The sequence below is a fragment of the Streptomyces sp. NBC_00236 genome (assembly GCF_036195045.1).
Classification (GTDB): Bacteria; Actinomycetota; Actinomycetes; order Streptomycetales; family Streptomycetaceae; genus Streptomyces.
On sequence record NZ_CP108100.1, the window covers coordinates 1,904,526 to 1,924,771 of the forward strand.

Here is a 20,246-nt window from a genome sequence, read left to right on the forward strand (position 1 = left end):
GGCGCACCCGCTTGTGCGGGGCGCCCCTCTCGTGCGTGTGCGTGTGGGGGCTCAGCCGGCCAGACAGGACGGGCCGAGCAGCACCTTCAGGTCACCGAAGAGCGCCGGGTCGGCCTTCACCCGGTGCCGGTCGAGCCGGAGCACCGTGGTCTTGCGGGGGCCCTGGAGCCTGATCCGCACCTCGGTGTCGCCACGGTGACTGCTGAGCACCTCGCCGAGCCGGCTGACCATGGGCGGGGTGATCTTGACGGTGGGGATGGTCAGGACCACGGGGGCGTTGGTGCCCGCGTTCGAGATGTCGGGGACCTGCATCTCCATGGCGACGAGGCGGGGCACGTCCTCGCGCTTGTCGAGGCGTCCCTTGACGAAGACGACGGTGTCCTCGACGAGCTGGGTGGAGACCAGCTGGTAGGTGGCCGGGAAGAACATGCACTCGATCGAACCGGCCAGGTCCTCGACGGTGGCGATGGCCCAGGCGTTGCCCTGCTTGGTCATCTTGCGCTGGAGGCCGGAGATGATGCCGCCGATGGTGACGATCGCGCCGTCGCTGTGCTCCCCGCCGGTGAGCTGCGAGATCGCCGCGTCGGACTTGTCGCTCAGCACGTGCTCGATGCCGAAGAGCGGGTGGTCGGAGACGTAGAGCCCGAGCATCTCGCGCTCCTGGGCCAGCAGATAGGACTTCTCCCACTCGATGTCGGAGAACTCCACGTCGAGCCCGAAGCCCGGCTCGTCGCTGTCCTCCTCACCGCCGCCGAAGAGGTCGAACTGCCCCTCGGCCTCCTTGCGCTTGACCTGCACCACGTTGTCGATCATGGGCTCGTGGTGGGCGACGAGGCCCTTGCGGGTGTGACCCATCTCGTCGAAGGCGCCGGCCTTGATCAGCGACTCCACGGTCCGCTTGTTGCAGACGACGGCCTCGACCTTGTCGAGGAAGTCGGGGAAGCTGCTGTACTTCCCCTTCGCCTTGCGGCACCGGATGATCGAGTCGACGACGTTCTGACCGACGTTACGGATGGCCGTCAGCCCGAAGAGGATGACGTCGTCACCCTGTGCGGCGAAGTTCGACTCCGACTCGTTGACGTTCGGCGGGAGCACCTTGATGCCCATGCGGCGGCACTCGTTGAGGTAGACCGCCGACTTGTCCTTGTCGTCCTTGACCGAGGTGAGCAGCGCCGCCATGTACTCGGCGGGGTAGTTCGCCTTCAGGTATCCGGTCCAGTAGGTGACCAGGCCGTACGCGGAGGAGTGCGCCTTGTTGAAGGCGTATCCGGCGAAGGGGACCAGCACGTCCCACAGGGCCTTGATCGCGGCGTCGGAGAAGCCGTTCTTCTTGGCGCCCGCCTCGAACAGGACGAAGTTCTTCGCCAGCTCGTCGGCCTTCTTCTTGCCCATCACGCGGCGCAGGATGTCGGCCTCGCCGAGCGAGTACCCGGCGACGATCTGGGCGGCCTTCTGCACCTGCTCCTGGTACACGATCAGGCCGTAGGTGAGGCCGAGGACCTCCTTGAGCGGCTCCTCCAGCTCCGGGTGGATCGGAGTGATCTCCTGGCGGCCGTTCTTGCGCTCGGCGTAGTTCGTGTGCGAGTTCATGCCCATCGGGCCCGGCCGGTACAGGGCCGAGACGGCGGAGATGTCCTCGAAGTTGTCGGGCTGCATCTGGCGCAGCAGGGAGCGCATCGGCCCGCCGTCGAACTGGAACACGCCGAGCGTGTCACCCCGGCAGAGCAGCTCGTACGTCTTGGGGTCGTCCAGCGGCAGCGCCAGCATCTCCAGGTCGATGCCCTTGTTGGCCTTCACCATCTTGATGGCGTCGTCCATGATCGTCAGGTTGCGCAGGCCCAGGAAGTCCATCTTGAGCAGGCCGAGCGACTCGCACTGGGGGTAGTCCCACTGCGTGATCGTCACGCCGTCGGTGTGCCGCACCCAGATCGGCGCGTGGTCGACGATCGGCTCGCTGGACATGATGACGCCCGCGGCGTGCACGCCCATCTGCCGGACCAGGCCCTCGACGCCCTTCGCGGTGTCGATGACCTTCCGGACGTCCGGCTCGTTCTCGTACATCCCCCGGATCTCGCCGGCCTCGCTGTAGCGCGGGTGCTTGGGGTCCGTGATGCCGTTGAGGTCGATGCCCTTGCCGAGGACGTCGGCGGGCATGGCCTTGGTGAGCCGGTCGCCCATGGCGTACGGGTAGCCGAGGACGCGGGCCGAGTCCTTGATCGCGTTCTTGGCCTTGATCTTGCCGTAGGTGCCGATCATGGCGACCTTGTCGGCGCCGTACTTCTCGGTGACGTACCTGATCACCTCGACGCGCCTGCGCTCGTCGAAGTCGATGTCGACATCCGGCATGGAGACGCGCTCGGGGTTGAGGAAGCGCTCGAAGATCAGTCCGTGCTCGATCGGGTCGAGGTCGGTGATGCCCATCGCGTACGAGACGATCGAACCGGCGGCGGAGCCTCGGCCCGGGCCGACCGCGATGCCGTTGTTCTTGGCCCACATGATGAAGTCGGCGACGACCAGGAAGTACCCCGGGAACCCCATCTGGATGATGATGTCCATCTCGTACTCGACCTGCTTCTGCCGGTCCTCGGGGACCCCGCCCGGGAAGCGGCGGTTCATCCCGACCCGGACCTCCTCCTGGAACCAGGTGATCTCCGTGAAGCCGTCCGGGATGTCGAACTTCGGCATCAGGTCGCGCTTCTCGAACATCCCCGTGGTGTCGATCTGCTGCGCGACCAGCAGGGTGTTCGCGCAGCCCTCCTGCCAGGCGTCCGAGGAGTCGACGGCGTACATCTCGTCCGTCGTCTTGAGGTAGTAGCCGGTGCCGTCGAAGCGGAAGCGGTCCGGGTCGGAGAGGTTCTTGCCGGTCTGGATGCAGAGCAGGGCGTCGTGCGCGGTCGCCTCGCTGGCGTAGGTGTAGTGCGAGTCGTTCGTCACGAGCGGCGGGATGTTCAGCTTCTTGCCGATTTCGAGGAGCCCGTCACGGACCCGGCGCTCGATCTCGATGCCGTGGTCCATCAGCTCCAGGAAGTACTTGCCCTCGCCGAAGATGTCCTTGTAGTCGGAGGCCGCCTGGACGGCCTCGTCGAACTGTCCGAGCCGCAGCCGGGTCTGCACCTCGCCCGAGGGGCAGCCGGTGGACGCGATCAGTCCCTCGGACCACTGGGAGATGGTCTCCTTGTCCATGCGCGGCCACTTCTGCAGCCAGCCCTCGGCGTAGGCGTCCGAGGACAGCTTGAAGAGGTTGTGCAGCCCCTTGGCGTTGGACGCCCAGATCGTCTTGTGGGTGTAACCACCCGAACCGGAGACGTCGTCCCGCTTCTGGTGCGGCTGGCCCCACTGGATCTTCCGCTTGTGCTTGCGCGACTCCGGGGCGACGTACGCCTCGATGCCGATGATCGGTGTCACGTTCGCCTTCTTCGCCGAGTGGAAGAAGTCGTACGCCCCGTGCAGGTTGCCGTGGTCCGTCATCGCGATATGGGACATGCCCATGTCGTTGCAGGCCTCGAACATGTCCTTGAGCCGCGCGGCACCGTCCAGCAGCGAGTACTGGGTGTGGACGTGAAGGTGCGTGAAAGGCGGCTTGGTCACGGCGCTGTGCCTCCGGGGGAACTGCGGATGTCGGCTGGGGGGACAGCGTGGAAGTCTACGTCTCCCGGGTCACGAGTGACGGGCACTCCGCGATACGGTCGCGCGTTGGAAGGGCGAGGACACCCGTCCGTTTTGTCATGTACGTCGTCATGCAGGCCAGGTACCAGGAGGCACCCAGAGATGTCGGAAACGCAGACCGGCGCAGTGCAGCGCGGGGAGCAGATCCTCGAGGTCTTCGACACCGCTTTCGGTGAGCTGCTGGCCGCCGATCCGGCTGCCTTCCGCGTGAAGTTCCGCAAGATGGCGGGCTCCGCGTTCGCCTTCTACCGGGGCACGGCCTGTCTCTTCTACAACGACCTGGAGCGGGAGCGGCACGGCGGCCCGTATCTCGACGAGCGCACCGGCCGGGTGTGGATCCACGGCGATCTCCACGCGGAGAACTTCGGCACGTACATGGACGCCAACGGGCGCCTGGTCTTCAACGTGAACGACTTCGACGAGGCCTATGTCGGCCCGTTCACCTGGGACCTCAAGCGCTTCGCCGCCTCCGTCGCCCTGATCGGTTACGCGAAGGCCCTGGGCGACGACCAGATCACCGAGCTCGTCCGGGTCTACGCGGCGGCCTACCGCGAGCGGATCCACGCGCTGGCGACGGGCGCGAAGAACGACGAGGTGCCCCCGTTCACGCTGGACACCGCCGATGGGCCGCTCCTGGGCGCCCTGCGGGACGCCCGGGCGCTGACCCGGTTCTCGCTGCTGGACTCGATGACGGTGATCCGTGACTTCGAGCGCCGGTTCGCGGAGGGCGGCGGCTCGATCGACCTCGACGCGGCGACGCGCTACAAGGTCCTCGCCGCGTTCGACGGTTATCTGGAGACGCTGCCGGAGTCGAGCCTGACCCGTCCGGACTCGTACCGGGTCAAGGACGTCGTCGGCAGGCGCGGGATCGGCATCGGATCGGCCGGGCTGCCCTCGTACAACATCCTTCTGGAGGGCAACAGCGACGCCCTGGAGAACGATGTCGTGATCTATCTCAAGCAGGCCCAGACGCCCGCCGTCTCCCGGCACATCACGGACGCGGCGGTACGGAACTACTTCCAGCACGAGGGGCACCGCACGGTGATCTCGCAGCGCGCGCTCCAGGCGCACGCCGACCCGTGGCTGGGCTGGACCGAGCTGGACGGGGCCGGTCAGCTGGTCGCCGAGGTCTCGCCGTACGCGGTCGACCTGGACTGGTCCGACATCGACGAGCCCGAGGAGATCGCGGCGGTCGTCGCCGACCTCGGCCGGGCGACGGCGACGATGCACTCCGCCGCGGACGACGAGAGCGGCCACTCGCTGGTGCCGTTCTCCACCGAGCGAGCGATCGACGCGGCGATCGCGGCGGACGAGGAGGGCTTCGGGGACCTGCTGGTGGACTTCGCCCACAGCTACGGGGCCCGGGCGCGCGCGGACCACCAGATCTTCGTGGACCTCTTCCGCAACGGCCGCATCCCGGGGCTGTAAGTCTTCCCACAGCACAGCGGCCCTTTAGGGGGCACCTACAGGTTCACATGCGACACTCCCTGACGATGGATATCTCCGGGACGCAGCTCAGAGTCGTACGCGCGGCGCTTTTCACAGCGCTCGTCGTGACGCTCTCCGCTGCCTCCCACGTGCTGCTCTCCCGGGTCCCGCTGCCGCTGACCCTGGTCGCCGTGCTGGCGGGCGCCGTCTTCGTGATGGCGTACGCGCTGGCCGGGCGGGAGCGTGGCTTCGGGGCCATCGCCGGACTGCTCGTGCCGCTGGAACTGGCCGCCGACACCGTCTTCACCACCGGCCAGCACCTCTGTTACGGGGCGGCCGGCGGCCCGATCGCCGGACCGCTGCGGTCGGTGGGCGTCGATGTGCTGTGCGGCGGCGGTGACGTCGGAAGGGGCGCGGCGGGGCTCGGCGGTGTCGGTGAGGTGGGTACCCCGCTGGCCTCGGTGACGGCGGGCGGTCACGGCGCCGCCTCACTGCTGGCCTCGCCCGGCCCGCTCGTGCCGTGGCTGCTGCTGGCCGCGCACGTGACGGTCGGGCTGCTCGCCGCCGCCTGGCTGCACCGCGGCGAGCTGGCGCTCGCCGGGCTGCTGGGCGCGTTCGCGCTGCTGGCGTTCCGGCCGCTGCTGATCGCGGTGGCCGTGGCGGGGTCGGTCGGCCGCTCCGTACTCCTCAAGGTCCGTACCGCCGGGGCCGGCCCGCATCTGCTCGCCCACGCCCGTCTCCTGGTGCACTCCGTGGGACGGAGGGGACCGCCGCGCTCGGCCTGCGCCACCGCCTGAGCACGCAAGTCCCTGACGACGTACGACCACGCACCCCACGGAGAACCGATCATGAGCAAGCGCAACAGCCAGGCCAACAAGTCCGCCGCCCGCGAGCGGCTGCGCGAGGAGCGCGAGCGCCAGGCCAAGAAGGACAGGACCCGCCGCCAGGTCGTCGTCGGCGTCTCCGTCGTCGCCGCCCTCGCGATCATCGGAGGCGGCGCCTACGGCGTGATGCAGCTGAACAAGCCCGGCCACTGGGACGAGGCCGGTGACGCCAAGAACGTCACCGCGCCCAAGAACACCTCGGGCGAGAACGGCACGACCGTGGTGGTCGGCAAGTCCACCGCCAAGAAGACCCTGGAGCTGTACGAGGACTCCCGCTGCCCGATCTGCGCCACCTTCGAGCAGACGGTCGGCGAGACCGTCCACAAGGACGTCGACGCCGGAAAGTACAAGGTCAAGTACGTCGGCGCCACGTTCATCGACAACAGCGACAACGGCGAGGGCTCGAAGAACGCGCTGAGCGCCCTGGGCGCCGCGCTGAACGTGAGCCCCGAGGCCTTCCTCGACTACAAGTACGCCCTCTACTCCGCGAAGTACCACCCGCAGGAGACGGAGGACAAGTTCAAGGACGACTCGTACCTGATCAAGGTCGCCGACACGGTCGACGCGCTGAAGGACAACGACGCCTTCCAGAAGAACGTCAAGGACGGCACGTACGACGCCTGGGCGATGAAGATGTCCGCCGCCTTCGACAAGAGCGGTGTCCAGGGCACGCCCACGCTGAAGATGGACGGCAAGGCGCTGACCGGCTCGGACAAGCAGAACGCCCCGATGACGGTGGCGGACTTCAACACCGCGATCACCGCCGCGCTGAAGGGCTGATCGGCCCGGTCCCGGACGAACGGGCAGGTGACCCCTCGGGGGGGCACCTGCCCGTTCGCGTGCGCCGAGCCCACCGACCGTCCAGATCCAGCCATCGTCGGCCGTGTTGACGGCGGATGACAGCACCGTGTCGGGCGGCGTCCCGGACGGATCCAATGCGGACACACCGGCCATCGGAACGACCCGTTAGATGACGCCCGTCTCCCAAACTCCGGAGCGGGCAGAAGATTTTCTTCCCGTTGTACCGATTCGCACCGTGAATGATTGGGCCGGATCGATTCTCCCGCGCATATGACATGCCCACGTAATCTCCCGGCGGCGGGTGAGGAAATCCCTCCCCCACACATCCGCTAGGAGACCCTGTGCGCACTCTTGCCCGTATATCCCCGCGTATGCGCCACCGTGCGATCGGCACCGCCGTCCTGGCCGGAACCCTGGCCCTGGCACCTCTCACCGTCTCCTCCGGCGCCACCGCCGCTTCCGGCAAGGCCACTGCGGCCACGTCGGCCGAGGCCTGCGCCGACACCCCGGCCGACGCCACCGCCCGCCAGTCCCGCCCCTCGGGCCCGCAGCACGCCGCGGACCCCAACGAGCTCACCACCGCCCAGGCCGCGGCCATCGACAAGCAGCTGAAGCAGAGAGTCGCCGAGCGCCGGGTGACCGGCTCCACGCTCGCCGCCGGCGCGACCGTCCCGGTCTACTTCCACGTCATCCACTCCGGCACCACGGGCAAGCTCACCTCGGGCGACATCAGCAGCCAGATGAACGTGCTGAACGCGGCGTACAGCGGCCAGGGCACCGGCAACACCCCCACCGGCTTCCAGTTCTCCCTGGCGGGCACCGACTACACGGACAACGCCTCCTGGTACAACCTCTCCTCGGGCTCGTCGGCCGAGAAGGCCATGAAGACCGCCCTGCGCAAGGGCGGCAAGAACGCGCTCAACGTCTACACCGCCAACCTCGGCGGCGGGCTGCTCGGCTGGGCGACCTTCCCGAGCTCCTACAACTCCAGCCCGTCCATGGACGGCGTGGTGATCCTGGACGCCTCGCTGCCGGGCGGCTCGGCCTCCAACTACGACGAGGGCGACACCGCGACGCACGAGGTCGGCCACTGGATGGGGCTCTACCACACGTTCCAGGGCGGCTGTAACGGCAACGGCGACTACGTCTCCGACACCCCCGCGGAGAAGAGCGCCGCGTTCGAGTGCCCGACCGGGCGCGACACCTGCACCAACAAGACCGGCGTCGACCCGATCCACAACTTCATGGACTACACGTACGACTCCTGCATGTACCAGTTCACCGCGGGCCAGGTGCAGCGGATGAGCGACAGCTGGACCGCGTACCGCGGCTGATCCGCTCCGTACCGCCCGAAGGGCCCCGCGCACCGTTCCGTGCGCGGGGCCCTTCGCGTGCTCACAGCGTGGCGAGGAAGCCGATCGCGACCTTCCACGCCAGCTCGGCCGACGCCTGGTCGAAGTCCGGCAGCTCGGCGTCGGTGAACAGGTGCCCCGCACCGGGGTACCGGTAGACCTCGACATCGGCACCGGTCCGCTGCATCTGCAGATACCAGGAGTTCAGCCAGTCGTGCGTCTCGAACGGGTCCGGGTCGGCGACGTGCAGCTGGACGGGCAGCTCGTCCACCGAGGCGTTCTCGGCGATGTCCGACGTGCCGTGGAACAGCAGCAGCCCACGCGCCTTCGCGTCCCCGAGTGCCAACGTCTGGGCGACGGACGCGCCGAGCGAGAAGCCCACATAGACAAGACCGCGGTCGGAGTAGGGAGCCGCGGCCAGCACGGCCCGCTTCAGCAGCTCCTCCTTGCCCGTCTCCTCCTTGAAGGCGAGCCCCTCCTCGACGGATTCGAAGGTGTGTCCCGCGAAGAGATCGGGCACGTGCACCTCATGCCCGGCGGCGCGCAACCGGTCGGCAGCCGCGTGCACCGCGGGGCGCAGACCGTACGTCGAGTGGAAAAGCATGATGTTCATGAGCCCCATGGTGCCATTCAAGAAGGTCCGGGCTAAGTCGAGAGCATGGAGAGCGACAGCATGGAGAACGTACTGCGCCCGCTGATCGTCCTCGGCGGTTCCGCCGTGATCACGCTGGTGGCGGGCTGGCTGCTCGACCTGCTGCTCAGGCGCGCGGACGGCCGCCACCACGAGACACCGCTGTGGGGTCTGCTGCGGCGCTGCCGGATCCCGTTCCAGCTGACGCTGGGCACGGCGCTGCTGCGGGCCTCGTACACGCACACCGGGCTCCGGATCATCAGCGATCACAGGGCGGGCATCGGGCAGGTGCTGACACTGGTCCTGATCGGGGCGTCGGCCTGGCTGGTGGTGCGGATCGCCGTGGCGGTGGTGGACTCGGTGTACGCACGCTACGCGGCGAACACCCGCGACCCGGCGCGGGTGCGCCGGGTACGGACCCAGGTGACGCTGATCCAGCGGGTGGTCATCGCGATCGTGACGACCGTCGCCGTCGCCGCGATGCTCCTGACGTTCCCCGCCATGCAGACCGTCGGCACCTCGATGCTGGCCTCGGCCGGTGTCCTCGGCATCGTCGCGGGTGTCGCCGCCCAGTCCACGCTCGGCAATCTCTTCGCGGGCCTGCAGATCGCCTTCGGCGACATGGTGCGGATCGGCGACACGGTGGTGGTGGACGGCGAGTGGGGCACGATCGAGGAGATCACACTGACCTTCCTCGCGGTCCGGACCTGGGACGAGCGGCGGATCACGATGCCGGTCTCGTACTTCACCAGCAAGCCCTTCGAGAACTGGTCGCGCGGCGGGATCCAGATGACCGGCTCGGTCTTCTTCCACCTCGACCACGCGGCGCCGGTCGCCGCCATGCGCGAACAGCTGCGGGACATCCTGGGCGAGTGCGCCGCGTGGGACGGCCGCGACTGGTCGCTGGCGGTCACCGACACCACCCCCTCCACGATCCAGGTGCGCGCGGTGGTCACGGCGAAGGACGCGGACGACATCTGGACGGTGCGGTGCGCGGTCCGCGAGCAGCTGATCGGCTGGCTGCGCGACCATCATCCGTACGCGCTGCCGCGCATCGCCACGGCCCCCGCGGCGCTGCCGCCGGGCGACGCGTGGCCGACCGTGAACGGCGCGGACGAGAAGCCGGCGGGCTGGGGCAGGGCGCCGCGCACGGGGCGCGGCTGAGCGGGATCAGCGCAGGCTGCGTACGTCCAGCTGCCGCAGCACCCGGTCGACCACCTCGGGGTCCGCACCGGCCTCGCTGCGCGCGGAGAGCACCGCGTGGCGGGCGGCCGACATCATCTCGCGCTGGATGCGGCTGACCGCCTTGAACCGCTCGGCGCGCTGGGCGTACGCCTCGCGCCGCTCCTCGTCGACCATGTCGGGGCTGATCCGCGCGCCGACGTCGTAGGCCAGCCGCTGGAGGCGTTCCACGACGTCCTCGGGGAACTCCTCGACGTCCTGGATCTCCTTGAGCCGCTGCTTGGCCGCCTTGGCGGCCCGGATCGCGAGGTCCCGCTCCAGCGCGGCCTCGGCGTCCGTGTCCGCGCGCACGCCCAGCCGGCGCACCAGCCAGGGAAGTGTGAGGCCCTGGAAGACGAGCGTGACCATGATGACGGCGAAGGCGATGAAGACGATCTCGTCGCGGCCCGGGAACGGCTTCCCGTCGTCCGTCTCCAGCGGGATGGCGAGCGCCAGGGCGACCGAGGCCACGCCGCGCATCCCGGCCCACCACATGATCACGGTCTCCCGCCAGCTGGTGGGGATCTCCTCGCTCACGTCGCGGCGGGTGTGCAGCCGCTTGGCCAGCCAGGTCGCGGGAAGCAGATAGAGCAGCCGTACGCCGACGACGACCGCGACGACGGCGAGGGCCCAGCCGGCCATCTCCAGCTCACGCCCGTCGGCGGTCCCGAAGACGTTGTGCAGTTCGAGGCCGATCAGTCCGAAGGCCACACCGGTGACGAGGGTGTCGACGATCTCCCAGAAGGTACGGCCGGTGAGCCGGCCCAGGACGTCGTCGGCGTCGGCGGTGTGCTCGGCGAGGAAGAGCGCGGTGGTCAGGACCGCCAGCACGCCGGAGCCCATCAGCTCCTCGGCGAGCACGTAGCTGACGAACGGCACCAGCAGCGTGAGCCCGACCTGGAGGGTGGCGTCGCCGAGCAGGCCCATGAGTTTGATGGTGAGCCAGCCGAGTGCGACTCCCACCGCCACGGCGACGACGGCGGACAGGACCAGCAGACCGAACGCCTCGGGCAGCGAGAAGGTGCCGCTCACCGCCGCGGCGATCGCCACGTGGTAGAGCACGATCGCGGTCACGTCGTTGAACAGCCCCTCGCCCTCCAGGATCGAGATGAGCCTGCGGGGCAGTCCGACCGATCCGGCGACGGCGGTGGCCGCGACCGGGTCGGGCGGGGCGACGAGCGCGCCCAGTGCGACGGCCGCCGCGATGGGCAGTCCGGGGACGACCGCGTTGGCCACCGCCGCGACGGCCGCAGTCGTGAGGAAGACCAGCGCCACGGCCAGCAGGAAGATCGGCCGCCTGTTGGCGGCGAACTGCCGCCAGGAAGTGCGTTGCACGGAGGCGTAGAGCAGCGGCGGCAGCAACGCGGGAAGGATGATCTCCGGCGGGATGTCCACGTTCGGTACGAAGCTGAGGAAGGCCATCGCGACGCCCATCAGGGTCATCAGCACCGGCGCCGGAAGCCCGAGCCGGTCCCCCAGCGGCACGGTGACCACGGCTCCGAGCAACAACAGGAGCAGCAGGGCCATTTGATCCACGAGGTGCCTTCCGGAGCGCGCCGGGCCGGTCTCGGTGGACGGCCGGCCTCGGGTTCAACCCTGCCATGCGGGCTCCGCAATCCGGACAACACCCCCACTGCGGACCCGCGGGTCCGGATGATCCGGCGAGGGCCCTACGCGTCCACGGTGCGACGCATCGCCCGGTGCGGGATGCCCGCGTCCGGGAACTCGGGGCCGTAGGCCACGTATCCGAGCCGCCCGTAGAAGCCGAGCGCATGGGTCTGCGCATGCAGATCGACGGCGGACAGGCCGAGGTCGCGGGCGGCGTCCTCGATGGCCCGCACCAGCGCCGCGCCGACGCCGAGGCCGCGCGCCGCCTTGCTCACGGCGAGCCGGCCGAGCGAGCCGACGGTGGCATCGCCGCCGGTCTTCGCCGCCGCGGCGGAACCGTGCAGCAGTCGTCCGGTGCCGAGCGCCGTGCCGTCCTCGGCGACGGCGATGACGTGCACCGCGTCCGCGTCGTAGGCGTCGTACTCGATCTCCTCGGGCACGTTCTGCTCGCCGACGAAGACGTCCTTGCGGATCCGGAAGCAGGCGGCACGGTCCTGCTCACCGGTGACCGTGCGGGTGGTGTAGGCGGTCATTCGCTCTCTGCCGCAATCCTGTCGAGTGCCTGACGGAGGTCGTCGGGGTAGGTGCTGGAGAACTCCACCCAGCTGCCGTCCGAGGGGTGCTCGAAGCCGAGCCGGACCGCGTGCAGCCACTGCCGGGTCAGGCCCAGCCGCTTGGCCATGGTCGGATCGGCGCCGTAGGTCAGGTCGCCGACGCAGGGGTGGCGGTGGGCGGACATGTGCACCCGGATCTGGTGGGTGCGGCCCGTCTCCAGCTTGATGTCCAGGAGGCTGGCGGCCCGGTACGCCTCGATCAGGTCGTAGTGCGTCACCGACGGCTTGCCCTCGGCGACGACGGCCCACTTGTAGTCGTGGGTGGGGTGGCGCCCGATGGGGGCGTCGATGGTGCCGCTCATCGGGTCCGGGTGGCCCTGGACCAGCGCGTGGTACTTCTTCTCGACGACCCGATCGCGGAACTGGGCCTTCAGCAGGGTGTAGGCGCGCTCGGACTTGGCGACGACCATCAGGCCGGAGGTGCCGACGTCGAGGCGGTGCACGATGCCCTGGCGCTCGGCGGCGCCGGAGGTCGAGATCCGGTACCCGGCCGCGGCGAGACCGCCGATGACGGTGGTGCCGGTCCAGCCGGGGCTCGGGTGCGCGGCGACGCCGACCGGCTTCATGATCACGACGATGTCGTCGTCGTCGTGGACGATCTCCATGCCCTCGACGGGCTCGGCGACGATCTGCACCGGAGCGGGAGCCTGCGGCATCTCCACTTCCAGCCAGGCGCCGCCGCGCACCCGTTCGGACTTCCCGACCACCGAACCGTCCACCTGCACCTTCCCGGCGGCGGCCAGCTCTGCGGCCTTGGTGCGGGAGAACCCGAACATCCGGGAGATGGCGGCGTCGACACGCTCGCCTTCCAGACCATCGGGTACGGGCAGGGTTCGGATCTCGGGTTGCGTACTCACCTGTCGAGTATGCCTTGCATGGCCTAGTCCTTGTGCACGGTGCCGTCGGGGTCCAGGCCCTTGAAGGACAGCAGCACGATCAGGATGCCTCCGCAGACGATCGCGGAGTCCGCCAGGTTGAAGACGGCGAAGTGCGCGGGGGCGATGAAGTCCACCACAGCGCCCTCGAAGACGCCGGGCGCGCGAAAGATACGGTCGGTGAGGTTGCCGAGCGCCCCGCCGAGCAGCAGACCGAGCGCGATCGCCCACGGCAGGCTGTACAGCTTGCGCGCGAGCCGGGCGATCACCACGATGACGGTCGCCGCGATGATGGTGAAGATGATCGTGAAGGCCTCGCCGAGCCCGAACGCGGCGCCCGCGTTCCGGATCGCGTCGAGCCTGAGCCAGTCGCCGAAGATCTCGATCGGCTCCTGGTGCTCCAGCTTCGCCACCACGAGCATCTTGCTGCCCAGGTCGAGCAGGTAGGCGAGGACGGCGACGCAGAAGAGCAGGATGATCCGGCGCCGGCGTGTGGCCGGCGACCGGTCGACCGTCGCTTCCCCGTCCTCGGCGTCCCCGGCGTCCTGTCCGTCCGGCTCGGCGGCCTGCGGGGACACGCTCCCGTCAGCCTGCTCCGGCTCGGCTCCTTCGTGTCCCTCAGCCTCAGGGATGTCCGGCGTACCGATGATGCGCTCCGCCTCTGCCACGTGAGTCCCTCAACCTAGTTCCCGACTGAGGACGAGGGTACGACACACGGGTGGCGATCAGCCGCGTCGCTCCTGCTTCTGTTTGTCCTCGACACAGAGGGTGGCCCGGGGGAACGCCTGCATCCGCGCCTTGCCGATCGGATTGCCGCAGATCTCGCAGAGTCCGTACGTGCCCGCGTCGAGCCGGGCCAGTGCCCGTTCGGTCTGTTCCAGCATCTCCTGGGCGTTGGCCGCGAGGGACATCTCGTGCTCGCGGGTGATGTTCTTGGTGCCGGTGTCCGCCTCGTCGTCACCCGCCCCGTCGCCCGAGTCCCGCATCAGCCCGGCCAGCGCCAGGCCCGAAGCCTCCAGCTCGTTGCGCAGCCGGGTGATCTCGCCGGTGAGCTCGGTGCGCGCGGCCGCGACCTCCTCCGGCGTCCAGGGGTCCTCTCCCGGCCGTACGGCCAGCTCTCCCGGCGCCGTCGCCGCGGCCCGTGCCGGAGGCACGGGTGCGGTGCTCCGGCCGGCCGGCCGGGTCCTGGCCGCGCTCTTCTTGGCTACCACCGTGTGGGCTCCCGTCTGCTCGGCGGCCTCGGCCGCCCCCGTGGCCGCGTCGGCGGCCTTGTTCGAAGCCTTCTCGGCCGTGGTCTTCCCGGCCGCGCTCTTCTTCGCCGTGGTCTTCCCGGCCGCGCTCTTCTTCGCTGCGGTCTTCTTGGCCGCCGCTTTCTTGACCGCCTTCTTGGCCGTCTTCCTCGTGGTCTTGTTCGCGGCCTTCGCGGCCCCGGTGGTCCTCGCCGCCGCGTCCTCCGGCCCGGTCCCCGCGTTCGCGTCGGACGTCTTCTTCGCCACCATGGCCGCGGCCCCTTCACGCATTGTGATCTTGCTCGCGAGTCGTGCTGGGACGATAAGTCGACCCCAGCCCCGCAGCAACGGGGCACGCCGCCGCATCGCCCCTCCCCGTGTCCGGATCACCGCGCGCCTGAAACCGTTGTGCCCAGCTCCCCGCCCGGTAATCCGCCTTCCGCCCGCCCGCCGGGCACTGCCGGGACCCGGTGCCACCCGTCTGGCCATTCGGGTCACGCCGAGGACTCCGGAAATCCGGTCGGCCGTCGCCTCCCGGGGCCCGTACACTGGCCTCAGCGAGAGGCATCGATGGGACGAGTAGCGTCGTACGCAGCCCAGAGCGACCCGGGGACGGTGGAAGCCCGGGGGCGAGCGCGCCGTGAAGATCACCCCGGAGCCGCCGGAAGAAAGCTCGGGACAGTGGGCTCCGCCCACGGGCCCAGGGCCAGTAGAACCGGCGTCGCACCCCAATGAGGGGGCCACGGGCGGCACGCCCGGGGCCAAGGAGGGTGGTACCGCGGGATCCGGCAACGGTTCTCGTCCCTCCGACGGAAGTGGAAAACGTCCGCCGGAGGAAGCCCGCACATGACATCGCCGCAGTACCGCCAGGTACCCGCCCAGGTCGACCTGCCCGCGCTGGAGCACGCCGTGCTCGACTTCTGGCGCGAGAACAAGGTCTTCAGCCAGAGCCTCGAACAGTCCGAGGGCCGCCCCGAGTGGGTCTTCTACGAGGGCCCCCCGACCGCCAACGGCATGCCGGGCGCCCACCACATCGAGGCCCGCGTCTTCAAGGACGTCTTCCCGCGCTTCCGCACCATGCAGGGCTACCACGTCGGCCGGAAGGCCGGCTGGGACTGTCATGGTCTGCCGGTCGAGCTCGCGGTCGAGAAGGAGCTCGGCTTCAACGGCAAGAAGGACATCGAGGCGTACGGCATCGCCGAGTTCAACGCCAAGTGCCGTGAGTCCGTGACCCGGCACACCGACGCGTTCACCGAGCTCACGACCCGGATGGGTTACTGGGTCGACCTCGACGACGCGTACCGCACGATGGACCCCGAGTACGTCGAGTCCGTGTGGTGGTCGCTGAAGGAGATCTTCAACAAGGGCCTGCTCACCCAGGACCACCGCGTCGCCCCGTGGTGCCCGCGCTGCGGTACCGGACTCTCCGACCACGAGCTGGCGCAGGGGTACGAGACGGTCGTCGACCCCTCGGTCTTCGTCCGCTTCCCGCTGACCTCCGGCCCGCTGGCCGGCGAGGCGGCCCTCCTGGTCTGGACGACGACGCCCTGGACCCTGGTCTCGAACACGGCCGTCGCCGCGCACCCCGAGGTCGAGTACGTCGTCGCGACGAACGGCGAGGAGAAGCTCGTCGTGGCCCGGCCGCTGGTCGAGAAGGCGCTCGGCGAGGGCTGGGAGCTCACCGGACAGTCCTTCACGGGCCGCGAGATGGAGCGCTGGACCTACGAGCGCCCGTTCACCCTGGTGGACTTCCCGGCCGAGGCCCATTACGTCGTCAACGCCGAGTACGTGACGACCGAGGACGGTACGGGTCTGGTCCACCAGTCCCCCGCCTTCGGTGCCGACGACCTCCTGGTCTGCAAGGCGTACGGCCTGCCGGTCGTCAACCCGGTCCGCCCCGACGGCACCTTCGAGGAGGACGTGCCGCTGGTCGGCGGCGTCTTCTTCAAGAAGGCCGACGAGACGCTCACCGAGGACCTGGCCGCCCGCGGCAAGCTCTTCCGCCACGTCCCCTACGAGCACAGCTACCCGCACTGCTGGCGCTGCCACACGGCGCTGCTGTACTACGCGCAGCCGTCCTGGTACATCCGCACGACCGCGGTCAAGGACCGGCTCCTCGAAGAGAACGAGAAGACCAACTGGTTCCCCGATTCGGTCAAGAACGGCCGCTTCGGTGACTGGCTGAACAACAACGTCGACTGGGCCCTGTCCCGCAACCGCTACTGGGGCACGCCGCTGCCGATCTGGCGCTGCGAGGACGATCACCTGACCTGCGTCGGCTCGCGCGCCGAGCTGTCCGAGCTCACCGGCACCGATCTGTCCGGCCTGGACCCGCACCGGCCGTTCATCGACGAGATCACGTTCACCTGCTCCCACGAGAGCTGCCAGCTGGAGGCGTACCGCGTCCCCGAGGTCATCGACGCCTGGTACGACTCGGGCTCGATGCCGTTCGCGCAGTGGGGCTACCCGCACAAGAACAAGGAGATCTTCGAGAGCCGCTACCCGGCGCAGTTCATCTCGGAGGCCATCGACCAGACGCGCGGGTGGTTCTACACGCTGATGGCGGTCGGCACGCTGGTCTTCGACAAGTCGTCCTACGAGAACGTGGTGTGCCTGGGCCACATCCTCGCCGAGGACGGCCGGAAGATGTCCAAGCACCTGGGCAACACCCTTGAGCCGGTCCCGCTGATGGACCAGCACGGCGCCGACGCGGTCCGCTGGTTCATGGCGGCGGGCGGCTCCCCCTGGGCGGCGCGCCGCGTCGGCCACGGCACGATCCAGGAGGTCGTCCGCAAGACGCTCCTCACGTACTGGAACACGGTCGCCTTCCAGGCCCTGTACGCCCGCACCTCGGAGTGGGCGCCCTCGGCCGCCGACCCCGCACCGGCCGACCGCACGGTCCTGGACCGCTGGCTGCTGAGCGAGCTCAACGCCCTGGTCGACCAGGTCACCCAGGCGCTGGAGGGTTACGACACCCAGCGTGCCGGCAAGCTGCTGTCCGCGTTCGTCGACGATCTGTCCAACTGGTACGTACGCCGCTCCCGCCGCCGCTTCTGGCAGGGCGACAAGGCGGCGCTGCGCACCCTGCACGACGTCGTCGAGACGGTCACCCGGCTGATGGCCCCGCTGACCCCGTTCATCACGGAGCGGGTCTGGCAGGACCTCGTCGCGCCGGTCACCCCGGACGCCCCCGCCTCGGTGCACCTCTCCACGTGGCCGAAGGCCGACCTGTCGGCGATCGACCCGAGCCTGTCCACGCAGATGGCCCTCGTCCGCCGCCTGGTCGAGCTGGGACGCGCCACGCGTGCCGAGTCGGGCGTCAAGACCCGCCAGCCGCTGTCACGCGCCCTGGTCGCGGCCTCGGGCTTCGAGGCTCTCTCCCCCGAGCTGCACGGCCAGATCACGGAGGAACTGAACGTCTCCTCGCTGGCCTCCCTCTCCGAGGTCGGGGGCTCGCTGGTCGACACGACGGCGAAGGCGAACTTCCGGGCCCTGGGCAAGCGGTTCGGCAAGGGTGTCCAGGCGGTGGCGAAGGCCGTCGCGAACGCGGACGCGGCGGCACTGTCGCTCGCCCTGCGCGAGGGCACGGCGTCGGTGGAGGTCGACGGGGAGCCGATCACCCTGGCCCCCGACGAGGTCATCATCACGGAGACCCCGCGCGAGGGCTGGTCGGTCGCGTCCGACTCGGGCGCGACGGTCGCCCTGGACCTGGAGATCACCCCGGAGCTGCGGCGTGCGGGCCTGGCCCGTGACGCGATCCGCCTGATCCAGGAGGCGCGCAAGAACAGCGGCCTGGACGTGGCGGACCGCATCGCCGTCCGCTGGGTGTCCACCTCGCCCGCGACGGCCGAGGCCCTGACCGAGCACGCGTCGCTCATCGCGGACGAGGTCCTGGCCCTGGACTACGCCGAGGGCGAGGCGGACCCGTCGTACGGCGAGTCCTTCGAGGACGAGGGCCTGGCCCTGACGTTCCGCCTCCGCAAGACGGAGCGCTAGCCTCAACGGCACGAGGGCCCGCCCGGACCGATACGGTCCGGGCGGGCCTTCGCCGTTTTCCGCTCCGAGCCCCTCCGAACGGTGCCGGCCCGCACAGCCCTCCGCCCTTCACCTTCCGAGCCCCTCCGAACCACACCGGCCCGGACAAGCCCGCACCGCTCGCCTTCCCAGCCCCTCCGAACCACACCGGCCCGGAGCCCGCACCGCCCGCCTTCCCAGCCCCTCCGGCGATTGAGGAGCGGGGTCCGGGGCGGAGCCCCGGTTACGGGAAGGGGCGGGTAGGGGAACACGCCCCGCGCAGCGGCCCCAAGCCCCCCCCGCCCTGGCCCCATACCCGCACCCCGCGCCCCGCCCGCCCCGCACTCCGCCCACGGCAAAGGGCCGGGCCCCGGGGAATCCCCGGGGCCCGGCCCTCAGCCTGCCGACGGCTACGCGCTCAGCGAGCGCGACCCGCTCAGTTGTCGTCCTCGTCGATCAGGAACCCGCGCATCGGCGAAGGCGCCTGCTGCATCGGCTGCGGCGCCTGCGGCCGCACCGGCGCCATCGGCTGGGTCATCGCCGGCGACATCTGCTGCTGGCCGCCGTACGAGGGGCCACCGCCCATGGACGGGTTGCCGCCCATCTGCTGGTTGCCGTGACCGCCGTGGTTGCCGCCCATGGTGTGACCCATGGCGCCGGCACCGGCCGGAGCCAGCGAGGGCGACGGCGGCAGCGAAGCGGCAGCCGGCGTCCGCGGCGGAGCCAGCGAGTCGTCGGCCTGGGTCTCCAGCTGACGCAGCTGGCTCTCCAGGTAGGACTTCAGACGGGTCCGGTACTCGCGCTCGAAGCCACGCAGGTCCTCGACCTTGCGCTCCAGCGTCGCGCGGGCCGACTCCAGCGAGCCCATCGCCACGCGGTGCTTCTCCTGCGCGTCCCGCTCCAGCGCGTCCGCCTTGGCACGCGCGTCGCGCTCCAGACCCTCGGCACGGCTGCGCGCCTCGCCGACGATCTTGTTGGCCTCGGAACGGGCCTCCGCGATCGCCTGGTCGGCGGTCTGCTGCGCCAGGGAGAGGACACGGGCGGCGCTGTCGCCACCGGGGCCCTGCTGCTGCATCTGCGGCGGCTGCTGCTGCTGCATCTGCTGCATCTGCTGCTGCGGGTTGTGACCGCCCATGGGGCCACCCATCGGTCCGCCCATGGGACCGCCCTGCATCGGGCCGGGGCCGTGCGGGCCCTGCGGACCGGGACCGTGCGGACCCTGGGGGCCGTGGCCACTGGGACCGGCCGGCAGCTGAGGAGCACCACCGGGCAGCTGGGGCGGACCCATCTGCGGGGGCTGCTGCTGGACCGGCGGACCAGATATGGCGGCGGGCACAGGTGCACCGGGACGGTCCTGCGGCTCCGGCTTGCGCATACCCTGCTGCTGCTGGTTCTGCGCGGCGGCACGCGTGGCGGCGGCCAGCTTGGCGCGCAGGTCCTCGTTCTCACGGAGCAGGCGGGTCAGCTCGGACTCGACCTCGTCGAGGAAGGCATCAACCTCGTCCTCGTCATAGCCTTCTCGGAGGCGGACCGTCGTGAACTGCTTGTTCCGCACGTCCTCGGGGGTCAGCGGCATCTCTTCTTCACCTCTACGTAGTCGTCGGCAGTCGGCAGGACCGTATCGCTCACAGCCTGGTCACGATGCTGATCAGGATGGAAACGATGATCATCAGAACGAAGAAGGACAGGTCGAGTGCCACGCCCCCGAGACGCAGCGGCGGGATGAACCGCCGCAGGAGCTTCAGCGGTGGATCGGTGACCGTGTAGGTGGCCTCAAGGACGACCACCATCGGCTTGCCCGGCTGCCATGAACGTGCGAACTGGAAGACGTAGTCCATGACCAGCCGGAAGATCAGCACGATGAGGAAACACATCAACGCGATGTAGACAACACTCTGTGCGACGCCCATCCTCGCGCTTCCC

At 69.7% G+C, this 20,246-nt stretch carries 15 protein-coding genes; 6 read left to right on the forward strand and 9 right to left on the reverse strand.

Annotation, left to right across the window (positions count from 1 at the left end; genetic code table 11):
• Positions 1-51: 51 nt before the first annotated feature.
• Entirely contained in the window at positions 52-3,588 is a 3,537-nt protein-coding gene (gene dnaE, locus OG446_RS08430; RefSeq protein WP_328893426.1) for a DNA polymerase III subunit alpha, read from the reverse strand.
• Between the two features lie 180 nt (positions 3,589-3,768).
• On the opposite strand from dnaE, the gene OG446_RS08435 reads away from it, so the two are divergent.
• The 4 genes from OG446_RS08435 (at position 3,769) to OG446_RS08450 (ending at position 8,113) form a co-directional block, all read left to right on the forward strand.
• The gene (locus OG446_RS08435) at positions 3,769-5,094 is read left to right on the forward strand and encodes a DUF2252 domain-containing protein (protein WP_328893427.1); all 1,326 of its coding nucleotides are present in this window, start codon (positions 3,769-3,771) and stop codon (positions 5,092-5,094) included.
• Between the two features lie 65 nt (positions 5,095-5,159).
• A complete protein-coding gene (locus OG446_RS08440) occupies positions 5,160-5,891 on the forward strand; it encodes a hypothetical protein (protein WP_328893428.1) in 732 nt (243 codons plus the stop codon).
• Between the two features lie 51 nt (positions 5,892-5,942).
• The gene (locus tag OG446_RS08445; RefSeq protein WP_328893429.1) at positions 5,943-6,758 is read left to right on the forward strand and encodes a DsbA family protein; all 816 of its coding nucleotides are present in this window, start codon (positions 5,943-5,945) and stop codon (positions 6,756-6,758) included.
• A 392-nt stretch (positions 6,759-7,150) separates the two neighbouring features.
• Complete coding sequence (locus OG446_RS08450) at positions 7,151-8,113, forward strand: zinc metalloprotease (protein ID WP_328893430.1); 963 nt, start codon at positions 7,151-7,153, stop codon at positions 8,111-8,113.
• A 61-nt stretch (positions 8,114-8,174) separates the two neighbouring features.
• On the opposite strand, the gene OG446_RS08455 is transcribed toward OG446_RS08450, so the two are convergent.
• A complete protein-coding gene (locus tag OG446_RS08455) occupies positions 8,175-8,753 on the reverse strand; it encodes a dienelactone hydrolase family protein (protein WP_148017752.1) in 579 nt (192 codons plus the stop codon).
• Between the two features lie 51 nt (positions 8,754-8,804).
• On the opposite strand from OG446_RS08455, the gene OG446_RS08460 reads away from it, so the two are divergent.
• On the forward strand, positions 8,805-9,926 hold the full coding sequence (locus OG446_RS08460) for a mechanosensitive ion channel family protein (RefSeq protein ID WP_328893431.1): 1,122 nt from the start codon (positions 8,805-8,807) through the stop codon (positions 9,924-9,926).
• Between the two features lie 6 nt (positions 9,927-9,932).
• Here the strand turns inward: OG446_RS08460 and OG446_RS08465 are convergent, their stop codons facing one another.
• The 5 genes from OG446_RS08465 to OG446_RS08485 all read right to left on the reverse strand — a co-directional run bounded on the left by OG446_RS08465 (position 9,933) and on the right by OG446_RS08485 (position 14,579).
• Positions 9,933-11,519, reverse strand: coding sequence for a Na+/H+ antiporter (locus OG446_RS08465; RefSeq protein ID WP_328893432.1), 1,587 nt, complete (start codon positions 11,517-11,519; stop codon positions 9,933-9,935).
• A gap of 134 nt (positions 11,520-11,653) precedes the next feature.
• Complete coding sequence (locus OG446_RS08470; protein WP_328893433.1) at positions 11,654-12,124, reverse strand: GNAT family N-acetyltransferase; 471 nt, start codon at positions 12,122-12,124, stop codon at positions 11,654-11,656.
• Positions 12,121-13,062 carry an RluA family pseudouridine synthase gene (locus OG446_RS08475; protein WP_328893434.1) on the reverse strand — a complete coding sequence of 314 codons (942 nt, stop codon included), beginning with the start codon at positions 13,060-13,062 and terminating at the stop codon, positions 12,121-12,123. The genes OG446_RS08470 and OG446_RS08475 overlap by 4 nt, the downstream gene beginning before the upstream one ends.
• A 23-nt stretch (positions 13,063-13,085) precedes the next feature.
• Positions 13,086-13,748: a signal peptidase II gene (lspA, locus tag OG446_RS08480; RefSeq protein WP_328893435.1), complete on the reverse strand. Its 663-nt coding sequence runs from the start codon at positions 13,746-13,748 to the stop codon at positions 13,086-13,088.
• 57 nt (positions 13,749-13,805) lie between these two features.
• Complete coding sequence (locus OG446_RS08485; RefSeq protein ID WP_328893436.1) at positions 13,806-14,579, reverse strand: TraR/DksA family transcriptional regulator; 774 nt, start codon at positions 14,577-14,579, stop codon at positions 13,806-13,808.
• 576 nt (positions 14,580-15,155) lie between these two features.
• Between OG446_RS08485 and ileS the strand changes: the two genes are divergently transcribed.
• Positions 15,156-18,305 (forward strand): isoleucine--tRNA ligase, encoded by a 3,150-nt coding sequence (ileS, locus tag OG446_RS08490; protein ID WP_328893437.1) that lies wholly within the window; start codon positions 15,156-15,158, stop codon positions 18,303-18,305.
• A gap of 454 nt (positions 18,306-18,759) precedes the next feature.
• Here ileS and OG446_RS08495 read toward each other — a convergent pair whose 3' ends face one another.
• Positions 18,760-19,899, reverse strand: coding sequence for a DivIVA domain-containing protein (locus OG446_RS08495; protein WP_328893438.1), 1,140 nt, complete (start codon positions 19,897-19,899; stop codon positions 18,760-18,762).
• Positions 19,900-19,948: 49 nt separating this feature from the next.
• Positions 19,949-20,233, reverse strand: coding sequence for a YggT family protein (locus OG446_RS08500; RefSeq protein WP_136328318.1), 285 nt, complete (start codon positions 20,231-20,233; stop codon positions 19,949-19,951).
• Positions 20,234-20,246 lie beyond the last annotated feature (13 nt).